This window comes from Bacillus cereus group sp. Bce019, from assembly GCF_051781745.1.
GTDB lineage: Bacteria > Bacillota > Bacilli > Bacillales > Bacillaceae_G > Bacillus_A > Bacillus_A cereus.
Map to the genome: position 1 here is coordinate 16,813 of NZ_JBPWJX010000016.1, position 18,599 is coordinate 35,411.

An 18,599-nucleotide genomic window follows, 5' to 3' on the forward strand; every position below is an offset into this window, starting at 1 on the left:
ATGAGTATGACAGATAGATTATTAAACGGTTTAAATCCACAGCAACAAAAAGCAGTCCAAACAACGAATGGACCACTTCTATTAATGGCAGGTGCAGGTAGTGGTAAGACACGTGTGTTAACACATCGTATTGCGTATTTACTTGGTGAAAAAGGTGTAGCACCATGGAATGTACTAGCTATTACCTTCACAAATAAAGCAGCTCGTGAAATGCGTGAGCGTATTGATACACTTGTGGGACCAGAAGCAGAAGATATTTGGATTTCGACGTTCCACTCTATGTGTGTACGTATTTTACGACGGGATATCGATCGTATTGGTATTAATCGTAACTTTACAATCTTAGATTCAGGCGATCAGCTAACTGTAGTCAAAAAAATTATGAAAGAGCGCAATATTGATCCGAAGAAATTTGAGCCGCGATCTATTTTAGCGGGTATTAGTAATGCGAAAAATGAACTGTTATCTGCGGATAAATATGCAAAAAAAATTACAATGGCTGATCCATATGAAAAATTAACGAGCGATGTATACACAGAGTATCAAAAACGTCTTTTGAAAAATAATTCATTAGACTTTGATGATTTAATTATGACCACGATTCAGTTATTTGAACGTGTTCCAGAAGTATTAGAGTTTTATCAGCGTAAGTTCCAATATATTCACGTTGATGAGTATCAAGATACGAACAAAGCGCAATATCTTCTTGTTAAACATTTGGCAGCGCGTTTTAAAAATCTTTGCGTTGTAGGTGACTCTGACCAGTCTATTTATCGCTGGCGTGGTGCAGATATTTCTAACATTTTGTCATTCGAAAAAGACTATGAGAATGCGCAAGTTATCCTGTTAGAACAAAATTATCGTTCGTCACAAAATATTTTAAATGCAGCGAATGCGGTTATTGAAAGAAATACGAATCGTAAACCGAAGAAATTATGGACAGATAATGAAGTTGGAAACAAAATTTCGTATTATCGTGCTGCAACCGAAAAGGACGAAGCATACTTTGTTGCGAAAAAAATTCGCGACGATATTCAAATGGGAAAACGAAAATATACTGATTTTGCGGTGTTATATCGTACAAATGCGCAGTCTCGTATGGTCGAGGAGATTTTCCTGAAATCTAATATTCCTTACAAAATTGTCGGCGGTACGAAGTTCTACGACCGTAAAGAGATTAAAGACATTTTGGCGTATTTACGCTTAATTGGGAATCCAGATGATGAGATTAGTTTCGCACGTATTATTAACGTGCCAAAGCGTGGAATTGGTGCGACTTCTATCGACAAAATTATTAATTACGGTGTACAAAATGGAATTTCATTAACAGCTGTATTTGATGAAATTGAGCATGTTGGAGTAAGTGCAAAGGTTACAAAGGCAGTAAAGGAATTCGCAGGGTTATTACACAACTGGGTAAATATGCAAGAGTATTTATCTGTTACAGAATTGGTAGAAGAAGTTATTGAGAAAACAGGCTATCGCGACATGTTGAAAAACGAGCGTACGTTAGAAGCGGAAGGTCGTCTAGAGAACTTAGATGAGTTTTTATCTGTTACGCAAACATTTGAATCTCAAAGCGAAGATAAGAGCCTTGTTGCATTCTTAACAGACTTAGCACTTGTTGCAGATATTGATCGTGTAGATGAAGACCCAACTGCTGGTGAAGAAGTTATTTTAATGACGATGCACTCAGCGAAAGGATTAGAGTTCCCGGTTGTCTTTATTGTTGGCTTAGAGGAAGGGATATTCCCGCATACTCGTTCTCTAATGGAAGAAGATGAAATGCAAGAAGAGCGTCGTCTTGCTTATGTAGGTATTACTCGTGCAGAAGAAGAGTTGTATTTATCTAATGCACAAATGCGTACTTTATTTGGTAGAACAAGTATGAATGCCGCATCTCGATTTATTACAGAAATCCCGACAGAACTAGTGGAATCATTAAATGAAACAGCGCCAAAGCGTGAAACTTCGTTTGGTGCAAAAGGAAGAGTGGCAAGTAGCAGTAAAACGACAACTACAACTACAACACGTTCTCGCTCAGCTTTCGCGCGTCCTGCAGCTAAGACGACAGGCGGCGAACAAATCGGCTGGGCAGTAGGCGATAAAGCTTCCCACCAAAAATGGGGAATCGGTACAGTTGTAAGTGTAAAAGGTGAAGGTGATGCAAAAGAATTAGATATTGCGTTCCCAAGCCCAATTGGTGTTAAACGCTTGTTAGCAAAATTTGCACCTGTGACGAAACAATAGAAAGGAATGAGGATATGTCAAAAGAGATAGCAAAAAAACGTATAGAAGAACTACGTGATTTGTTAAATACATTTAACTATCAATATCACGTGTTAGACAATCCTTCTGTTTCTGATGCGGAGTATGACCGTAATATGCAGGAGCTTATAAAATTAGAAGCAGAGAACCCAGAGTTTATGAGTGAAGATTCTCCCTCCGTTCGCGTTGGGGGGACTGTTCTTGATATATTTGAAAAAGTAACACATAAGTCACCAATGTTAAGTTTAGGAAATGCATTTAACGAAGGAGATTTACGTGATTTCGACAGAAGAGTACGTCAAGGAATTGATAGTGCGAATGTAAGATATATATGTGAATTAAAAATTGACGGGCTTGCCGTTTCGCTTCATTATGAAAAAGGACGCTTCATTCAAGGGGCGACACGTGGTGATGGTGTAACGGGTGAAGATATTACTCAAAATTTAAAAACGATTAAAGCTATCCCACTTCGTTTAAATGAAGAAGTAACGTTAGAAGCACGAGGCGAAGCTTATATGCCGAAGCGTTCATTCGTTAAACTAAATGAAGAAAAAGAGCAAAATGGAGAAGATGTATTTGCGAATCCGCGTAATGCAGCAGCAGGTTCAATACGTCAACTTGATCCGAAAATTGCAGCGAAGCGTAACTTATCTATGTTTGTGTATGGTCTTGCGAATGTAGAAGAAAAAACAATTCCATCACATAGTGAATCGCTTGATTTCTTAGGTGAACTTGGATTTAAGACAAATCCAAATCGCCGTACATGTGAAACAATTGAAGAAGTTATAGCTTATGTAGAAGAATGGCAAGAAAAACGTCCGCATCTTGATTATGAGATTGATGGAATCGTTATAAAAGTAGATGATGTTGCCCTTCAAGAAAGTCTAGGAACTACAGCGAAGAGTCCAAGATGGGCGATTGCTTATAAATTCCCGGCTGAAGAAGTTGTAACGAGATTAACAGGCATTGAATTAAGTGTTGGCCGAACAGGAGTTGTAACACCGACTGCAGAACTAGAGCCAGTGAGAGTTGCTGGTACAATTGTTCGTCGTGCTTCTTTACATAACGAAGATTTAATTCGTGAAAAAGACATTCGAATTGGTGACTACGTTGTTGTGAAGAAGGCTGGAGATATTATTCCTGAAGTTGTGAACGTTATTTTTGATAAGCGTACTGGTGAGGAAGAAGAATACCGCATGCCAACTCATTGTCCAGCATGTGAGAGTGAACTTGTTCGTTTAGAAGAAGAAGTAGCACTTCGTTGTATAAATCCAACTTGTCCTGCTCAAATTCGAGAAGGGTTAATCCATTTCGTTTCAAGAAATGCAATGAATATTGATGGACTTGGGGAACGTGTCATTACACAACTCTTTGATGCTGATTACATTCGTACATTTGCTGATTTATATGCATTGACGAAAGAGCAATTATTACAGTTAGAACGTTTTGGTGAAAAATCAGCAACAAACTTAATACAAGCAATTGAAAATTCTAAAGAAAACTCGTTAGAGCGATTATTATTTGGTCTTGGAATTCGCCACGTTGGAGCGAAAGCAGCACGTACATTTGCAGAGCACTTTGAAACGATGGATGAGCTTGTAAAAGCAACGGAAGAAGAACTAAAAGCAATTAATGAAATTGGCGAAAAAATGGCTCAATCTGTTGTGACATATTTTGATAATGAAGATGTATTAGAGTTATTACAGCAGTTTAAAGAGTATGGCGTGAATATGACATACAAAGGTATAAAAATTGCAGATTTACAAAATGTTGAATCTTACTTCGCAGGAAAAACGGTTGTTTTAACAGGTAAGCTAGAAGTTATGGGGCGAAGTGAAGCGAAGAAGAAGATTGAGGCATTAGGTGGAAAAGTAACGGGAAGTGTTAGTAAGAGTACGGATTTAGTTGTTGCAGGTGAAGCGGCTGGTTCGAAATTAGCACAAGCGGAGAAACATAATGTTGAGGTTTGGAATGAAGAGAGGTTCTTACAAGAGCTAAATAAGTAAGAGGTGCAAACTTACCATGAAAAAAATAGCATTAGCGGTATTAAGCCTTGGCCTACTTGTAAGTGGGTGTAGTGCAGGTGCCGACAAAGATGAAAAAGTGGCTGAGAAATCGGGGAAAGCAAAAGAACAATCAGTTGTTCCAAAATACGCTATTTCGGATGAATATTATAAGACGACTATTCCATTTGATGGTGGAAAGGCACGTGGTTTAGTCGTGCAAGGGTTAAATAGTCGTCTTGATATAGATGAATTTGAAACAGGGTTAATGCGAATTGCAAAAGAATCATTTAGTACGAAAGATAATTTTTTAAAAGGCGGAAAAGCTCTAGATACTCAAACTATACAGATGCTTGTTAAAAGAAAACGTACAGATGCTGAACAAAAGGAACTAGAGGACAAATTAAAAAAAGATGCAGTTAAATTTCCTAATATAGGATTAAACCCTGCATTAGGAACAGGATCCGAATCACTAGAAGTGAAAAATAAAAAAAATCCAATATATATTTCGAATATTTTAGAGCATGATTATTATGTGAAAAAAGGCGATAACGACGAGGAACGCGTTGGTATGGTAGTTGGATTAGCGATGAATTCTGTTCAATATTTTAACGAAGAGCATGGTTATCCACGTGAAGCTGCAATCCCGGATGAAAAGATGTTAGCTGAAGGGAAAAAAATGGCGCAAGAAATTTTGAAAGTCATACATCAAAAAGAACCTGAAACCAAAAATATTCCAATAACATTTGCGATTTATCGCCAAGCTCCAAAGTCTTCGCTCGTGCCGGGTAATTTTGTTTCTTATGCGAATGTTGAAAAAGGTAGTGAAACGGTTGAAGATTGGAAACAAATTAATGAAAAATATTATTTGTTCCCATCAGAGCAAGCGAAAACAGATAATAAACGTGAAGACCTTGCAAGAGTATCCAACTTTAAGGCAAAACTAAGCGATTATTTCCAAGGCGACTATACAGCTGTTATTGGTACTGGTATGTATAGAGATGATGAATTAAGAGAAATGAAGCTTGATATTCCTGTCCAGTTTAATGGAAAAGCTGAAATAGTTGGTTTTACACAATATGTGGCAGGGCTTGTTATGGAATACTTCCCGAATTATATGAAAGTACAAGTAACGATTAAATCTGTAGAACGCCCAGAAGCTATTATTATACGTGAAGCAAAACAAGATGAACCACTTGTGAAGATTTTAGATTAAATATGAAGGCTGTTCCTCTATGGAACAGCTTTTTTTCTTATGTAATTTTGTTATAATTTAAAATGTTGTAAAAAATAGGGGTAAGGGGTAAATCTCATGGAAGAATTAAGTTTTCAAGTCATTATTTTATTAATTGCATTCGGTTTTTTAGCAGCTTTTATTGATTCCGTTGTTGGAGGAGGAGGGTTAATTTCGCTTCCTGCACTTATGTTTGTTGGCTTATCGCCAGCTTCGGCAATTGCAACGAATAAATTAGCGGCAACAATGGGGACGTTTACGAGTGCGATATATTTTATTCGATCAGGAAAAGTTGATTTTAAAATTGTAGGAAAGTTAATCCCGTTAACTATTGTTGGAGCTGTTGCAGGTGCTTTAGTAGTAAAATTTATTCCACCGGATATTTTACGCCCATTAGTACTTGTAATGTTGGTATTTATTGCTATTTATATTATTGCAAAAAAGAATTGGGGAAGTGTGTCTACCTATAAGAAGATGACGCAAAGAAAAACATTAATATTTTTCTTTGCTATTTTAATGATAGGATTTTATGATGGATTTTTTGGACCAGGGACAGGGTCGTTTTTAATTTTTGCATTTTTATTAATTGGCTTGGATTTTATTCAAGCGGCAGCATCTGGAAAACTTTTGAACTTTGTTAGTAATATTGTATCTTTAATTACTTTTTTATTTTTAGATATAATTCATTTTGAATATGGTATTATCATGGGATTATCAATGATCTTAGGTGCTTATTTTGGATCGAAGTTTGCGGTTCAAAAAGGTGTTGGATATGTAAGGACTTTATTTTTATTAGTTACTATATTATTGATCGGGAAAAATGTTTTGGAATATACTCATATTTTGTAGATTCATACGCATGTATGAATCTCTTTTTTTTATTATATTTTAAAAATTTATTAATTTTTAAAATATAAGTCTAGGAATATTTGAATAAATCTAAATTATCGTGTAGAATAATGTTGTAAAATGTAAACGTTTTTCTAAGGGGAGGCTAAAAAAATGGTAGTAGCATACAAACATGAGCCATTTACAGATTTTTCAGTGGAGGCTAACAAATTAGCGTTTGAAGAAGGTTTAAAGAAAGTAGAATCTTATCTTGGACAAGACTATCCATTAATTATTGGGGGAGAAAAAATCACTACAGAAGACAAAATTGTTTCTGTAAACCCTGCAAATAAAGAGGAACTTGTTGGTCGTGTTTCAAAAGCAAGCCGTGAGTTAGCTGAAAAAGCAATGCAAGTAGCGGATGAAACATTCCAAACTTGGAGAAAATCAAAGCCAGAAATGCGTGCAGACATTTTATTCCGTGCTGCAGCAATCGTTCGTCGCAGAAAACATGAATTCTCTGCTATTCTTGTAAAAGAAGCAGGTAAGCCATGGAATGAGGCAGATGCTGATACAGCAGAAGCAATCGACTTTATGGAATATTATGGTCGTCAAATGTTAAAATTAAAAGACGGTATTCCAGTAGAAAGCCGTCCAATTGAATATAATCGTTTCTCGTACATTCCATTAGGAGTAGGCGTTATCATTTCTCCTTGGAACTTCCCATTTGCAATTATGGCAGGTATGACAACAGCTGCTTTAGTTTCTGGTAACACAGTATTACTAAAACCAGCTAGTACAACTCCTGTAGTAGCAGCGAAATTTATGGAAGTATTAGAAGAAGCTGGCTTACCAGCTGGCGTAGTAAACTTCGTTCCAGGTAACGGTTCTGAAGTTGGTGACTACTTAGTAGATCATCCTCGTACACGTTTCGTAAGCTTCACGGGATCTCGTGATGTAGGTATCCGCATCTATGAGCGTGCAGCGAAAGTAAACCCAGGACAAATTTGGTTAAAACGCGTTATCGCTGAAATGGGCGGTAAAGATACAATCGTTGTTGATAAAGAAGCAGATCTTGAATTAGCAGCTAAGTCTATCGTTGCATCAGCATTCGGATTCTCAGGACAAAAATGTTCTGCATGTTCTCGTGCAGTAATCCATGAAGATGTATATGATCATGTATTAAATCGTGCTGTTGAATTAACAAAAGAATTAACAGTTGCTAACCCAGCAGTATTAGGTACAAACATGGGTCCTGTTAATGACCAAGCTGCATTCGATAAAGTAATGAGCTATGTTGCAATTGGTAAAGAAGAAGGTAGAATCTTAGCAGGTGGCGAAGGAGACGATTCTAAAGGCTGGTTCATCCAACCAACAATCGTTGCTGACGTTGCAGAAGATGCTCGCTTAATGAAAGAAGAAATCTTCGGACCAGTAGTAGCATTCTGTAAAGCGAAAGACTTCGATCATGCACTTGCAATTGCAAATAATACGGAATACGGTTTAACAGGTGCTGTTATTACTAACAACCGTGACCATATTGAAAAAGCACGCGAAGACTTCCACGTTGGTAACTTATACTTCAACCGTGGATGTACTGGTGCAATCGTAGGTTACCAACCATTCGGTGGCTTTAACATGTCTGGTACAGACTCTAAAGCTGGTGGACCTGATTACTTAGCACTTCACATGCAAGCAAAAACTACTTCTGAAACTTTATAAGAAATAGTAGAGGAGCTCTTCACAGAATGTGAAGAGCTCCTTTTAAAATTGAAATCCTATATATTACCATCGTTCGAAGGGAATGAGCTAAAACCTATTAGTAGCGGGATAAACATGTGAACAGAAATAAAATGATGAGAAAAGTTGACTTATTAGTCATATTTTTTAGTATTCATTTTGAGAATTTCCTGTATAATACAATTTGAAAGAAAATCTATGGTTCGACAAGGAACACTCCTTTCGGTTTTGCTCACTGAAAGGAGTGTTTTTTTATGTAGCTAAAAATTCTTGCGTGCTTATTACATTTGCATATACGCCATTTAAACTAGCTAAAATTGTATTGTGAATGTAAACAGCTGGTATAGTAGCGTTCTTAAAAGAAAGGTCTTTTGTAGCACAAGCATCATGTATAACGGTACATTGAAAGCCAAAATCGAATGCAGCCCTTACTGTAGCATCGATACACATATGAGTCATCATCCCACATACAACGACATGTTCAATATTTAAACGTTTTAATTGCTCTAGAAGATTAGTTTCTCGGAAGCTATTTGGATAATGTTTGACTATAACTGTTTCTTCTCTAAGTGGACGTACGCTTTCGTGAATATGTACACCTTCTGTATTAGGTAGGAAAAAAGTAGCGTCATCTTTTATAGCTACGTGTTGGATATGAAGAATAGGTTCGCTGTTTGTTCTAAAGTGTTGTAATAACTGATTAGCATATTCGCTTGCTTCTACTGGATTACGCAATTCCATCTTTCCATTTGGAAAATAATCGTTTTGAATATCGACGAGTAAAAGAGCTGTTTTCATATATTTATCTTCCTCCGAGTTTCATATTCAATTCGTAGAGAGGATTCTCCTGTTTAAAAATATGAGGAAGAAGAATTTTAAATAACCTTGAAAGTTACTATTTTCTCATGAATTTTCATCTGAAAATTTTAATAAAGGAATAATTAATATTTTTCTAAAAAATGTATTGACTCTTATTATTCTGAGTTCTATAATGAGAATTAATTAAACGACAATTAAATCGATACATTCTTATCCAGAGAGGTGGAGGGACTGGCCCTACGATACCTCAGCAACGGGTTTTTTTAATACCGTGCTAACTCCAGCAAGCCATATAAAGGCTTGGAAGATGAGAAGATGTGAATGAGTACATAAAAGTGCTCTCCTTCTTATCTTTATGGTTGATAAGAAGGAGAGCACTTTTTATTTTACCTCGAAAGCTCTGCTTCAAGTTTTTACAGCATATAGGAGGGGAAAAAATGATTTCTTTTAACAATGTAAGTAAAGTGTATGAATCAGCTGGGCAATCTGTTCATGCGGTAGAGGATGTAACATTATCAGTTGAGAAAGGCGAAATTTTTGGCATTATCGGTTTTAGTGGCGCTGGAAAGAGTACGTTATTACGCCTAGTAAATATGTTAGAGAGACCGACGGAAGGAACGATTTCAATAGATGATAAAGATATTACATCATTATCGACGAAAGAATTACGTAAACTGAGACAAAGAATTGGAATGATTTTTCAAAGTTTTAATTTATTTAATTCAAGAACAGTATTTGGAAATATTGCTTATCCATTAAAGTTAGCGAAAGTGCCAAAGAATGAGATAAAAGAAAGAGTAAATGAACTGCTGAAGTTTGTAGGGTTAGAAGATAAAGCAAACTATTACCCAGAGCAGCTATCAGGTGGACAAAAGCAGCGTGTGGGCATTGCTAGAGCACTTGCGACATCGCCAGATATTCTTATATGTGATGAGGCAACATCAGCCTTAGATCCAGAAACAACGACAGAAATTCTAAACTTATTAAAGAAAGTAAATAGACAATACAATTTAACAATTCTTCTTATTACACATGAAATGCATGTTGTGAAAGAAATTTGTCACCGTGTAGCTGTAATGGAGAAGGGAAAAGTTATTGAAGAAGGAAAACTGTTTGATGTTTTCACGCAACCAAAAACAAAGACGACTCAAAACTTTGTACGTTCTGTCATTAATGATCATTTACCGGAAAGTGTTCTAGCGAAAATTCAAAATGGTGGTCAAATTTATCGTCTAACATTTACTGGTGAAGAGACAGGACAGCCGGTACTATCATATATCGCAAAAAACTATAACGTCGATGTAAATGTACTGTACGGAAATATTATTGAACTTCAAAATGTGCTATTTGGAAATCTTCTTGTAGAGTTGCAAGGTGAGCAGAGGGAAATTCAAAAAGCATTACAACATCTAAGACTGCAAGTGCAGCTGAAGGAGGTAGAAGCTCATGCGAGTTGATTGGAGTATATTTTGGCCGCGCATACTAGATGCGACGGGGGATACCCTCTTAATGGTAATTGTAACCCTTATATTTGCTACAATTCTTGGTATACCGCTAGGTTTACTTTTATATGTAACGAGAAAAGGAAACTTTTTAGAAAATAAATGGGTCTTTTCTATTCTTAACATCATAATTAATACAATTCGTCCGGTACCATTCATTATCTTTTTAGTAGCGTTAAGTCCACTAACGAGAAGTGTTATCGGAACGACGATTGGAACAGCAGCAGCAATTTTCCCGATGACGTTAGTCGCATCAATTGGTATTGCTAGAATGGTTGAAACAAACCTTGTTTCCGTTCCGAAAGGAGTAATTGAAGCAGCGCAAGCAATGGGCGCCTCGCCAATTAGAATTGTTTTTGAAATCCTTGTACCAGAAGCGTTAGCACCATTAATCTTAGGTGTCACATTTATGACAGTTGGTTTAATTGAATTTTCTGCAGTTGCTGGGCTTGTCGGTGGTGGCGGTCTTGGTGATTTAGCAATGACATATGGTTATCAACGTTTTGATACATCAGTTATGTTTGTAACGGTTGTTTTACTTATTATTCTCGTACAGATAGCTCAAAATTTAGGAAACTACTTTGCGAAAGTCTTGTTACGTAGATCATAAAAAGGAAGAGAGGAAAAGAAAATGAAGAAAATTTTAGCATTTGCATTATCAGCGATTGTAGGGATTTCGGCGTTAAGTGGCTGCTCGGATGCAGGAGCAAAAGAGAAAACAGTTCGCATTGGTGTAACTGGAACGGATGGAAACGCTTGGGAAATTGTAAAGGGGAAAGCTGAAAAAGAAGGGATTAAAGTTAAACTGATTGAGTTCTCTGATTACACAACGCCAAATAAAGCGTTAGCTGATGGAGATATTGAACTAAACTCATTCCAGCATATTGCGTTCTTAGAGCAATTTAAAAAGGAACATAAGTTAGATATTACAGCTGTTGGTACAACACAAATTGCACCAATGGGTTTATACTCTGAAAAATATAAGAAATCAAATGAAATCCCAGATGGTTCAGAAATTGCAATTCCAAACGATCCAACGAACCAAGCACGTGCATTAAAACTTCTTGATGCAGCTGGATTATTAAAGCTGAAAAAGGATTTTGGTCTATTTGGAGATCCAAGTGGTATTGCTGAAAATCCGAAGAAATTAAAAATTACACCGGTTATCGCACAGCAAACACCTCGTGTGTTAAAAGATGTAGCGGCATCAGTTATTAATAACGGTGTTGCTGGTCAAGCTGGATTAGATCCAGCGAAGGATCCTATTTTCTTAGAAGATCCAAAGAATGAAAATGCGAAGCCTTATATTAATATTTTCGCAGCTCGTACGAAAGATAAAGATGATCCAACACTGAAAAAAGTAATTGAATTATACCATTCAAAAGAAGTAACAGATGCAATTAAGAAAGAAACAAATGATGGTTCAATTTCAGTAGATCTTTCACTTGAGGAGCTTGAAAAAATCGTAAAATAATGATTGGGTTTAATGGACTAACAGAAGGAACCCCTCCGCTGTTAGTTCGTTCAACATATAAACTTAACAAACAAACCCTAATTCTGTACCTTCCAATTTTGTATAACGTAGAATCCAATGTTTGTTAAGTAGAGTAATGGACCAGGAGTTTTCCTGGTCTTTTTTTATGAATGAAAATAGCTAGCGAACAGTAAGGTAATCCAAATTATAATGGGATAAGAAAATAAGCTGAAAAGGAGTGTAATTACGAATTGCTTTTGATGAATTAAGTGTTTTTTGGATAAAAAAAAGAAAATAGAAAAGAGAGTAATGAAAAATGCTGATATTACGCCGGGGTTATAGGAGCGATAAATGAAAAACAAAATAATATGTTGAACAGAGTTAAAGAAGATGGCCCCTTGTATAAAAATAATCCAGCATATAGAAGACAAGAAGTTAAGTTGATATAGAAAGACGATAAGTAATACAAAGATTGTTAATACGGAAATGGCAATGAAAAATTGTTGGCTAGTTATAAGGCGGATTGAAAATTGATTAGCAAGATATTGTGGCATTTGGAAAGCTTCTTCAAGGTTATGAATGAAAAATAATAAGGGAATGATCCAGAGTATAGTAGTGGAATGCTTTTTCATCAACTTACATCACTCCAATAAAGTATAGAAAGCCTAAAAAGGGCCCTCTATACAGAGATAGTTATTCAATTATGATATTTTTTAAATTAACTTCATGATGATCTTGTTCTTTCGGATAAGCAGCTAGCTCCTCTTGCAAAATATTTAATATTTGCTTAGCTGATTGCTGGATTGGATTAGGTAGCTCTTCTAATATATGCATCCCAACTTTTACTTTTGTACGAATTACCCTTCGTAGTAGTTCCTCATGCATGCACTACACCTCCAAACCGAATGTTTAGTATATCTTCTTCAAATTTTGCCCCTTGAATAGAAAGGTGTGTTAACGTTTTTGGCAATGTAATATTTCGTTTCACAGAGCCAGCTCGAATAATTAGCTCATCACCTTTTTGATTTAATGAAAGTTCACTTTTGTTTGAGAAGGGAATAGAAAGAATGAAAATATAATCATCGCCATCTTTTCTTACATATTGTGTGCGGCCGTTAAATTTCACTTCAGTAGGACAATGATCAGTTTTAAATAAAGCATCTCCTACACGCTCTAACATAGGTAAACCAACAACTTCTTGTTCAAACATTGGAGCTTCGTAAATAGGAAGTGGATCAAAACTATTTTGAATTAATGTTTTATATTTCTTCTGTGTATCTTTCCATGCTTGAAAATAAGGATCGGTGACGGTGTTAGGGATGACGCGATTAATCATAATGGCATCTACGTTATAATCGTATAAATTTAAATAAGTAAAGCTACGCTGAGCTTCTTTAATGACCATTTTTTCAGGATTTACAACGATGCGGATACTTGTTACTTCTCGGTTTGATAAAATATCTCTCATTTCTCCAAGCTGTTCAAGTGTATTTGTTAATTCGTCCATAATATCATCGGTTGGAAGAGGGACACCAAGGAGTGGTTGAGCTACAGGACGAACGACTTTTAAAACTTTTCTTTTAATAGGAAACAATTTTTCCATCCACCAGCCGAGCATGTCTGGAAAGCTTAGCATTGCTAATGTTTCTCCTGTTGGAGCACAATCAATAATGATAACATCATATGTGTTTTGTTTATAATAATCGAGTACGCGAAGTAAGCTAATTAAATCTTCCATACCAGGAAACATCGTTAATTCTTCTGTTGTAATATCATCGGCTGCTTTGGAAGTGAAGAGTAGTGTAATATATTTCTGTAATTTTCCCCATCCTTTTTCCATCTCATAAATCGTATTAATTTCTTGTGCCCACAAATTTTCACGAATTTCTAATGGCTCAGAAGATAGCTTTATACCAAATGAATCTCCTAAACTATGAGCGGGATCTGTACTCATGACTAAAGTTTTTAATCCTTGTTTTGCGCTTTGAATTGCTGTTGCTGCTGAAATGCTAGTTTTTCCTACGCCGCCTTTACCTGTATACAAAATAATTCTCATCATTCATATCTCCTTTGTTTCGAATATCGAATATTACGAGTGTCGAAGTAAATGATTGAATAAAAACCCAGATAGGGTTTTATTCAATCGGAATGTTTTTCATTTTAGGTGTAGAAACTTTTTCTTCTGTTTTTTGCTGTGACGTAGCAATGTGATTCATAATCTTTTGGAAGATTTGTAGTAAGAATGCTTTTTCTTCTTCTGACAATGCTTCTGTCACTAAGCTAAAGTAGTGGGCTGCATTTTGTTTTACTTCTTGAACGAGCATTACGCCGTTTTCTGTTAACCGAATTAATACAATACGTCGGTCGTTTTCATCACGGTAGCGCTCAATATATCCCTTTTTTACAAGGCGATTTACAACGCCCGTCGTTGTACTCATCGGTATATCAAGAAGGTCAGCAATTTTCGTCATTGTAATATCTGTATTTCGTTCCATCCAAAGTAAACAAAATACTTCTGTTTTAGAAAGTGTTAAATCTAGGCTTACCCATTCTTCAGGATAGAAAAGTTTCTTGGCGTTATCTAGCAGTAAGTCTAAAAAATGTTCATATTGCAACAATTAATTCCACTCCCGTATATTTCGAGGTTCGTAATATTTATTTTTATTTTATGTAGAATAGAAAAAATTGTCAATGGTTTTAATTATTTTTTCAGATTAGACAGAAAACTTTCTTTAAAATAGTATTCTTTTATGATAGATTTATAAATATAAAACTAGAATTTACATAAAAATCCATCATGGTAAATATACTTATCTATAATGGGTATACAGCTAACGAGGGGGAGAACAATGAGAAGACGTAATACGCAAGCGTTCACATTTTTAGCATGGACTTCATTTGTTTGTGCGCTTTCAGGTATGCTAATTGGGATTTATACGTTAGATGAAACGCTTAGTGTAAAAGGATACTATTTAATTGGAACATTATTTTTAACGATGTCTTGTTTTGTATTACAAAAAACAATTCGTGATAATGAAGAAGATAACGAGAGATTTCCAAAAAATAAACCGTTAGATAAAGAGTAAATTGTAAAGAAAGGCATTTGCCTTTCTTTTTTTATGTAAAAATGGCGTAAGTACTCTGTGTTGACTTGCTTGAAGTACTGAAAATTTGGTATCATCAATAGTATTGTAGATTGAACGATATATTATGGAGGTGGCCTAGCCGTGTCAAGAATTTCCGTTGAGAATGTAAAGCACGTAGCACATTTAGCACGTCTTGCAATTACTGATCAAGAAGCAGAAAAATTTCAAAAACAACTAGATGCAATTGTTACATTTGCAGAACAGTTAAATGAATTAGATACAACAGATGTAAAACCAACAACTCATGTATTAACTATGAAAAATGTTATGCGTGAAGATGTACCAGAAAAAGGTTTACCAGTTGAAGAAGTATTAAAAAATGCACCGGATCACAAAGATAATCAAATCCGTGTTCCAGCAGTATTAGAATAGAGGAGGGGAATTTCGATGTCATTATTTGATCATTCAGTATCAGAGTTACATAAGAAGTTAAACAACAAAGAAATTTCCGTTACGGATTTAGTAGAAGAATCTTACAAACGTATTGCGGATGTTGAAGATAACGTAAAAGCCTTTCTTACATTAGATGAAGAAAATGCACGCGCAAAAGCGAAAGAATTAGATGCAAAAATCGGCGCTGAAGATAATGGTTTATTATTCGGTATGCCAATTGGTGTAAAAGATAACATTGTAACTAACGGTCTTCGTACAACTTGTGCAAGCAAAATATTAGCAAACTTCGATCCAATTTATGATGCGACAGTTGTGCAAAAGCTAAAAGCTGCTGACACAATTACAATCGGTAAATTAAACATGGACGAGTTCGCAATGGGTTCTTCAAATGAAAACTCAGGATTCTACGCTACGAAAAACCCATGGAACTTAGATTACGTTCCAGGCGGATCTAGTGGTGGTTCTGCAGCAGCTGTAGCAGCAGGAGAAGTACTATTCTCTCTAGGTTCTGATACGGGTGGTTCTATCCGTCAGCCAGCTGCATATTGCGGTGTTGTAGGTTTAAAACCAACTTACGGACGCGTATCTCGTTACGGATTAGTAGCATTCGCATCTTCACTTGACCAAATCGGACCGATTACACGTACAGTAGAAGACAATGCATACTTATTACAAGCTATTTCAGGTATTGACCGCATGGATGCAACTTCTGCAAACGTTGAAGTTGGAAACTATTTAGCTGGTTTAACAGGCGATGTTAAAGGTTTACGCATTGCTGTACCGAAAGAATACTTAGGCGAAGGTGTTGGCGAAGAAGCTCGTGAGTCAGTACTAGCTGCTTTAAAAGTATTAGAAGGTATGGGCGCAACTTGGGAGGAAGTATCTCTTCCACACTCTAAATACGCTCTAGCAACGTATTACTTACTATCTTCTTCTGAAGCATCTGCTAACCTTTCACGCTTTGATGGCGTGCGTTACGGTGTTCGTTCTGATAATGTAAATAACTTATTAGATCTTTACAAAAACACACGTAGTGAAGGTTTCGGTGATGAAGTTAAACGTCGTATTATGCTTGGTACATTTGCTCTTAGCTCTGGTTACTATGATGCATATTACAAAAAAGCACAACAAGTACGTACATTAATTAAGAACGACTTTGAAAATGTATTTGCTAACTATGATGTTATTATTGGACCAACAACACCAACTCCGGCATTTAAAGTGGGAGAAAAAGTTGACGATCCAATGACAATGTATGCAAATGACATTTTAACAATCCCAGTAAACTTAGCGGGTGTTCCAGCGATTTCAGTTCCATGTGGATTCGGTGCTAACAACATGCCACTTGGTCTACAAATCATTGGTAAACACTTCGATGAAGCGACAATTTACCGCGTTGCACATGCGTTTGAGCAAGCAACAGACTATCATACAAAAAAAGCAAGTCTGTAAGGAGGCGAGCATAGATGAATTTAGAAACAATTATTGGTTTAGAGGTTCACGTTGAGTTAAAAACAAATTCGAAAATTTTCTCTGCGAGTCCAACAGAATTCGGAGCGGAGCCAAATACACAAACAAGTGTAATTGACTTAGGATACCCAGGGGTACTTCCTACTTTAAATAAAGAAGCAGTTAACTTTGCGATGAAAGCTGCAATGGCATTAAACTGTGAAATCGCAACGGAAACGAAGTTTGACCGTAAAAACTATTTCTATCCAGATAACCCGAAAGCTTACCAAATCTCTCAATTTGATAAGCCAATTGGTGAAAATGGTTGGATTGAAATCGAAGTAGACGGTAAAAAGAAACGTATCGGTATTACACGTCTTCATTTAGAAGAAGATGCTGGTAAATCAACGCATACAGCTGATGGTTCATTAGTAGACTACAACCGTCAAGGTATGCCTTTAATCGAGATCGTATCTGAGCCAGATATGCGTACGCCAGAAGAAGCATATGCATACTTAGAGAAGTTAAAATCAATCATTCAATACACTGGTGTATCTGATTGTAAGATGGAAGAAGGTTCCTTACGTTGTGATGCGAACATTTCTCTTCGTCCAGTTGGACAAGAGAAGTTCGGTACAAAAGCGGAACTGAAAAACTTAAACTCATTCACTTACGTACAAAAAGGTCTTGAGCACGAGCAAGTGCGCCAAGAAAAAGAACTGTTATCTGGTGGTATCATCCAACAAGAAACACGTCGTTATGATGAAGCAACGAAGAAAACAATCTTAATGCGTGTGAAAGAAGGATCTGACGATTACCGTTACTTCCCGGAGCCAGACTTAGTTGAACTTTACATTGATGATGAGTGGAAAGAAGCAGTTCGAGCTTCTATTCCAGAACTTCCAGATGCACGTAAAGCTCGCTACGTTGCAGAACTAGGCTTACCAGCTTATGATGCACACGTGTTAACATTAACGAAAGAGATGTCTGATTTCTTTGAAGCAACTGTTGCAGACGGTGCTGATGCGAAATTAACATCGAACTGGTTAATGGGTGAAGTACTTGCATACTTAAACAAACAACAAAAAGAATTAAAAGACGTTGCATTAACGCCTGCTGGTTTATCTAAAATGGTTCAATTAATTGAAAAAGGTACAATTTCTTCTAAAATCGCGAAGAAAGTATTTAATGAATTAATTGAAAAAGGTGGAGACCCAGAAGAAATCGTTAAAGCGAAAGGTCTTGTTCAAATTTCTGACGAGGGTACACTTCGTAAAGTTGTAACAGAAATTCTTGATAATAATGAGCAATCTATCGAAGACTTTAAAAACGGTAAAGACCGTGCAATTGGCTTCTTAGTTGGTCAAATTATGAAAGCTACAAAAGGACAAGCAAATCCACCGCTTGTTAACAAAATCTTACTTGAAGAGATTAATAAGCGATAATAGTAGTAACTTTTAAAGATTAAGCAGAAAAACACCCGTACATGGGTGTTTTTCTAGGTTAATCAAACGTTTGTTTAAATGAGACAAAATCGTTTAAACAAACGTTTGATTAACTGTCAAAAGTGGAAAAATGTTTGTATAGCAACTATGGTATGATAGTTGCAAAAAGGTGGGAATAATGATAAATCTAAACATAGAGGTTTTTTTCATCTCATGAAATAATAGATAGTTATTATTCGTTATATGTAAATTTTTATGGAAGAATGGATAGAAATAAAGTGAAACTTTAATCAGTGGG

General features: G+C 36.1%; 16 protein-coding genes, 1 pseudogene and 1 riboswitch. Of the genes and pseudogenes, 12 read left to right on the top strand and 5 right to left on the bottom strand.

Annotated elements, in window-relative coordinates; translation table 11 throughout:
• The 5 genes from pcrA (at position 1) to pruA (ending at position 8,055) form a co-directional block, all read left to right on the top strand.
• Positions 1-2,250, top strand: a complete 2,250-nt coding sequence (gene pcrA, locus ACS2QP_RS19615; RefSeq protein ID WP_438882750.1) for a DNA helicase PcrA — start codon at positions 1-3, stop codon at positions 2,248-2,250.
• A 14-nt stretch (positions 2,251-2,264) separates the two neighbouring features.
• On the top strand, positions 2,265-4,274 hold the full coding sequence (gene ligA / locus ACS2QP_RS19620) for an NAD-dependent DNA ligase LigA (RefSeq protein ID WP_000031455.1): 2,010 nt from the start codon (positions 2,265-2,267) through the stop codon (positions 4,272-4,274).
• A gap of 16 nt (positions 4,275-4,290) precedes the next feature.
• Positions 4,291-5,487 carry a CamS family sex pheromone protein gene (locus ACS2QP_RS19625; RefSeq protein WP_000717027.1) on the top strand — a complete coding sequence of 399 codons (1,197 nt, stop codon included), beginning with the start codon at positions 4,291-4,293 and terminating at the stop codon, positions 5,485-5,487.
• Positions 5,488-5,583: 96 nt separating this feature from the next.
• A complete protein-coding gene (locus ACS2QP_RS19630; RefSeq protein ID WP_438882751.1) occupies positions 5,584-6,354 on the top strand; it encodes a TSUP family transporter in 771 nt (256 codons plus the stop codon).
• A gap of 153 nt (positions 6,355-6,507) precedes the next feature.
• Positions 6,508-8,055 carry an L-glutamate gamma-semialdehyde dehydrogenase gene (gene pruA, locus ACS2QP_RS19635; RefSeq protein WP_000259555.1) on the top strand — a complete coding sequence of 516 codons (1,548 nt, stop codon included), beginning with the start codon at positions 6,508-6,510 and terminating at the stop codon, positions 8,053-8,055.
• Between the two features lie 250 nt (positions 8,056-8,305).
• Here the strand turns inward: pruA and ACS2QP_RS19640 are convergent.
• Positions 8,306-8,871, bottom strand: a pseudogene (locus tag ACS2QP_RS19640) (cysteine hydrolase family protein).
• A 228-nt stretch (positions 8,872-9,099) separates the two neighbouring features.
• Positions 9,100-9,206, top strand: a riboswitch (SAM riboswitch).
• A 123-nt stretch (positions 9,207-9,329) separates the two neighbouring features.
• Between ACS2QP_RS19640 and ACS2QP_RS19645 the strand changes: the two are divergent.
• The 3 genes from ACS2QP_RS19645 to ACS2QP_RS19655 are packed head-to-tail and all read left to right on the top strand — an operon-like array spanning position 9,330 to position 11,868.
• Complete coding sequence (locus ACS2QP_RS19645) at positions 9,330-10,349, top strand: methionine ABC transporter ATP-binding protein (RefSeq protein ID WP_438882752.1); 1,020 nt, start codon at positions 9,330-9,332, stop codon at positions 10,347-10,349.
• Positions 10,339-11,004, top strand: coding sequence for a methionine ABC transporter permease (locus ACS2QP_RS19650; protein WP_001261865.1), 666 nt, complete (start codon positions 10,339-10,341; stop codon positions 11,002-11,004). The genes ACS2QP_RS19645 and ACS2QP_RS19650 overlap by 11 nt, the downstream gene beginning before the upstream one ends.
• A 21-nt stretch (positions 11,005-11,025) precedes the next feature.
• Complete coding sequence (locus tag ACS2QP_RS19655) at positions 11,026-11,868, top strand: MetQ/NlpA family ABC transporter substrate-binding protein (RefSeq protein WP_000721575.1); 843 nt, start codon at positions 11,026-11,028, stop codon at positions 11,866-11,868.
• Positions 11,869-12,032: 164 nt separating this feature from the next.
• Here ACS2QP_RS19655 and ACS2QP_RS19660 read toward each other — a convergent pair whose 3' ends face one another.
• From ACS2QP_RS19660 to ACS2QP_RS19675, 4 genes are all read right to left on the bottom strand, one after another.
• The gene (locus ACS2QP_RS19660; RefSeq protein ID WP_002182395.1) at positions 12,033-12,500 is read right to left on the bottom strand and encodes an HXXEE domain-containing protein; all 468 of its coding nucleotides are present in this window, start codon (positions 12,498-12,500) and stop codon (positions 12,033-12,035) included.
• Between the two features lie 61 nt (positions 12,501-12,561).
• On the bottom strand, positions 12,562-12,753 hold the full coding sequence (locus tag ACS2QP_RS19665; RefSeq protein ID WP_438882753.1) for a DUF3926 domain-containing protein: 192 nt from the start codon (positions 12,751-12,753) through the stop codon (positions 12,562-12,564).
• Positions 12,746-13,927: an ArsA family ATPase gene (locus ACS2QP_RS19670; protein ID WP_002182396.1), complete on the bottom strand. Its 1,182-nt coding sequence runs from the start codon at positions 13,925-13,927 to the stop codon at positions 12,746-12,748. Before ACS2QP_RS19670 ends, ACS2QP_RS19665 begins: the two co-directional genes overlap by 8 nt.
• A gap of 76 nt (positions 13,928-14,003) precedes the next feature.
• The gene (locus ACS2QP_RS19675; RefSeq protein WP_000942482.1) at positions 14,004-14,486 is read right to left on the bottom strand and encodes a MarR family winged helix-turn-helix transcriptional regulator; all 483 of its coding nucleotides are present in this window, start codon (positions 14,484-14,486) and stop codon (positions 14,004-14,006) included.
• A 231-nt stretch (positions 14,487-14,717) separates the two neighbouring features.
• Here ACS2QP_RS19675 and ACS2QP_RS19680 point away from each other — a divergent pair, with 231 nt between their 5' ends.
• The 4 genes from ACS2QP_RS19680 to gatB all read left to right on the top strand — a co-directional run bounded on the left by ACS2QP_RS19680 (position 14,718) and on the right by gatB (position 18,301).
• The gene (locus ACS2QP_RS19680; RefSeq protein WP_001254393.1) at positions 14,718-14,954 is read left to right on the top strand and encodes a YiaA/YiaB family inner membrane protein; all 237 of its coding nucleotides are present in this window, start codon (positions 14,718-14,720) and stop codon (positions 14,952-14,954) included.
• A 141-nt stretch (positions 14,955-15,095) separates the two neighbouring features.
• A complete protein-coding gene (gene gatC / locus ACS2QP_RS19685) occupies positions 15,096-15,386 on the top strand; it encodes an Asp-tRNA(Asn)/Glu-tRNA(Gln) amidotransferase subunit GatC (protein WP_000086999.1) in 291 nt (96 codons plus the stop codon).
• A 15-nt stretch (positions 15,387-15,401) separates the two neighbouring features.
• Positions 15,402-16,859 carry an Asp-tRNA(Asn)/Glu-tRNA(Gln) amidotransferase subunit GatA gene (gene gatA / locus ACS2QP_RS19690; protein WP_000051433.1) on the top strand — a complete coding sequence of 486 codons (1,458 nt, stop codon included), beginning with the start codon at positions 15,402-15,404 and terminating at the stop codon, positions 16,857-16,859.
• Between the two features lie 14 nt (positions 16,860-16,873).
• On the top strand, positions 16,874-18,301 hold the full coding sequence (gene gatB / locus ACS2QP_RS19695; protein ID WP_001047685.1) for an Asp-tRNA(Asn)/Glu-tRNA(Gln) amidotransferase subunit GatB: 1,428 nt from the start codon (positions 16,874-16,876) through the stop codon (positions 18,299-18,301).
• Positions 18,302-18,599: the final 298 nt, after the last annotated feature.

Excerpts from the sequence above, each read along its gene's own strand:
- pcrA (WP_438882750.1), top strand. The coding sequence starts at position 1 with ATGAGTATGACAGATAGATTATTAAACGGTTTAAATCCACAGCAACAA.
- ligA (WP_000031455.1), top strand. The coding sequence starts at position 2,265 with ATGTCAAAAGAGATAGCAAAAAAACGTATAGAAGAACTACGTGATTTG.
- ACS2QP_RS19625 (WP_000717027.1), top strand. The coding sequence starts at position 4,291 with ATGAAAAAAATAGCATTAGCGGTATTAAGCCTTGGCCTACTTGTAAGT.
- ACS2QP_RS19630 (WP_438882751.1), top strand. The coding sequence starts at position 5,584 with ATGGAAGAATTAAGTTTTCAAGTCATTATTTTATTAATTGCATTCGGT.
- pruA (WP_000259555.1), top strand. The coding sequence starts at position 6,508 with ATGGTAGTAGCATACAAACATGAGCCATTTACAGATTTTTCAGTGGAG.
- ACS2QP_RS19645 (WP_438882752.1), top strand. The coding sequence starts at position 9,330 with ATGATTTCTTTTAACAATGTAAGTAAAGTGTATGAATCAGCTGGGCAA.
- ACS2QP_RS19650 (WP_001261865.1), top strand. The coding sequence starts at position 10,339 with ATGCGAGTTGATTGGAGTATATTTTGGCCGCGCATACTAGATGCGACG.
- ACS2QP_RS19655 (WP_000721575.1), top strand. The coding sequence starts at position 11,026 with ATGAAGAAAATTTTAGCATTTGCATTATCAGCGATTGTAGGGATTTCG.
- ACS2QP_RS19660 (WP_002182395.1), bottom strand. The coding sequence starts at position 12,500 with ATGAAAAAGCATTCCACTACTATACTCTGGATCATTCCCTTATTATTT.
- ACS2QP_RS19665 (WP_438882753.1), bottom strand. The coding sequence starts at position 12,753 with ATGCATGAGGAACTACTACGAAGGGTAATTCGTACAAAAGTAAAAGTT.
- ACS2QP_RS19670 (WP_002182396.1), bottom strand. The coding sequence starts at position 13,927 with ATGATGAGAATTATTTTGTATACAGGTAAAGGCGGCGTAGGAAAAACT.
- ACS2QP_RS19680 (WP_001254393.1), top strand. The coding sequence starts at position 14,718 with ATGAGAAGACGTAATACGCAAGCGTTCACATTTTTAGCATGGACTTCA.
- gatA (WP_000051433.1), top strand. The coding sequence starts at position 15,402 with ATGTCATTATTTGATCATTCAGTATCAGAGTTACATAAGAAGTTAAAC.
- gatB (WP_001047685.1), top strand. The coding sequence starts at position 16,874 with ATGAATTTAGAAACAATTATTGGTTTAGAGGTTCACGTTGAGTTAAAA.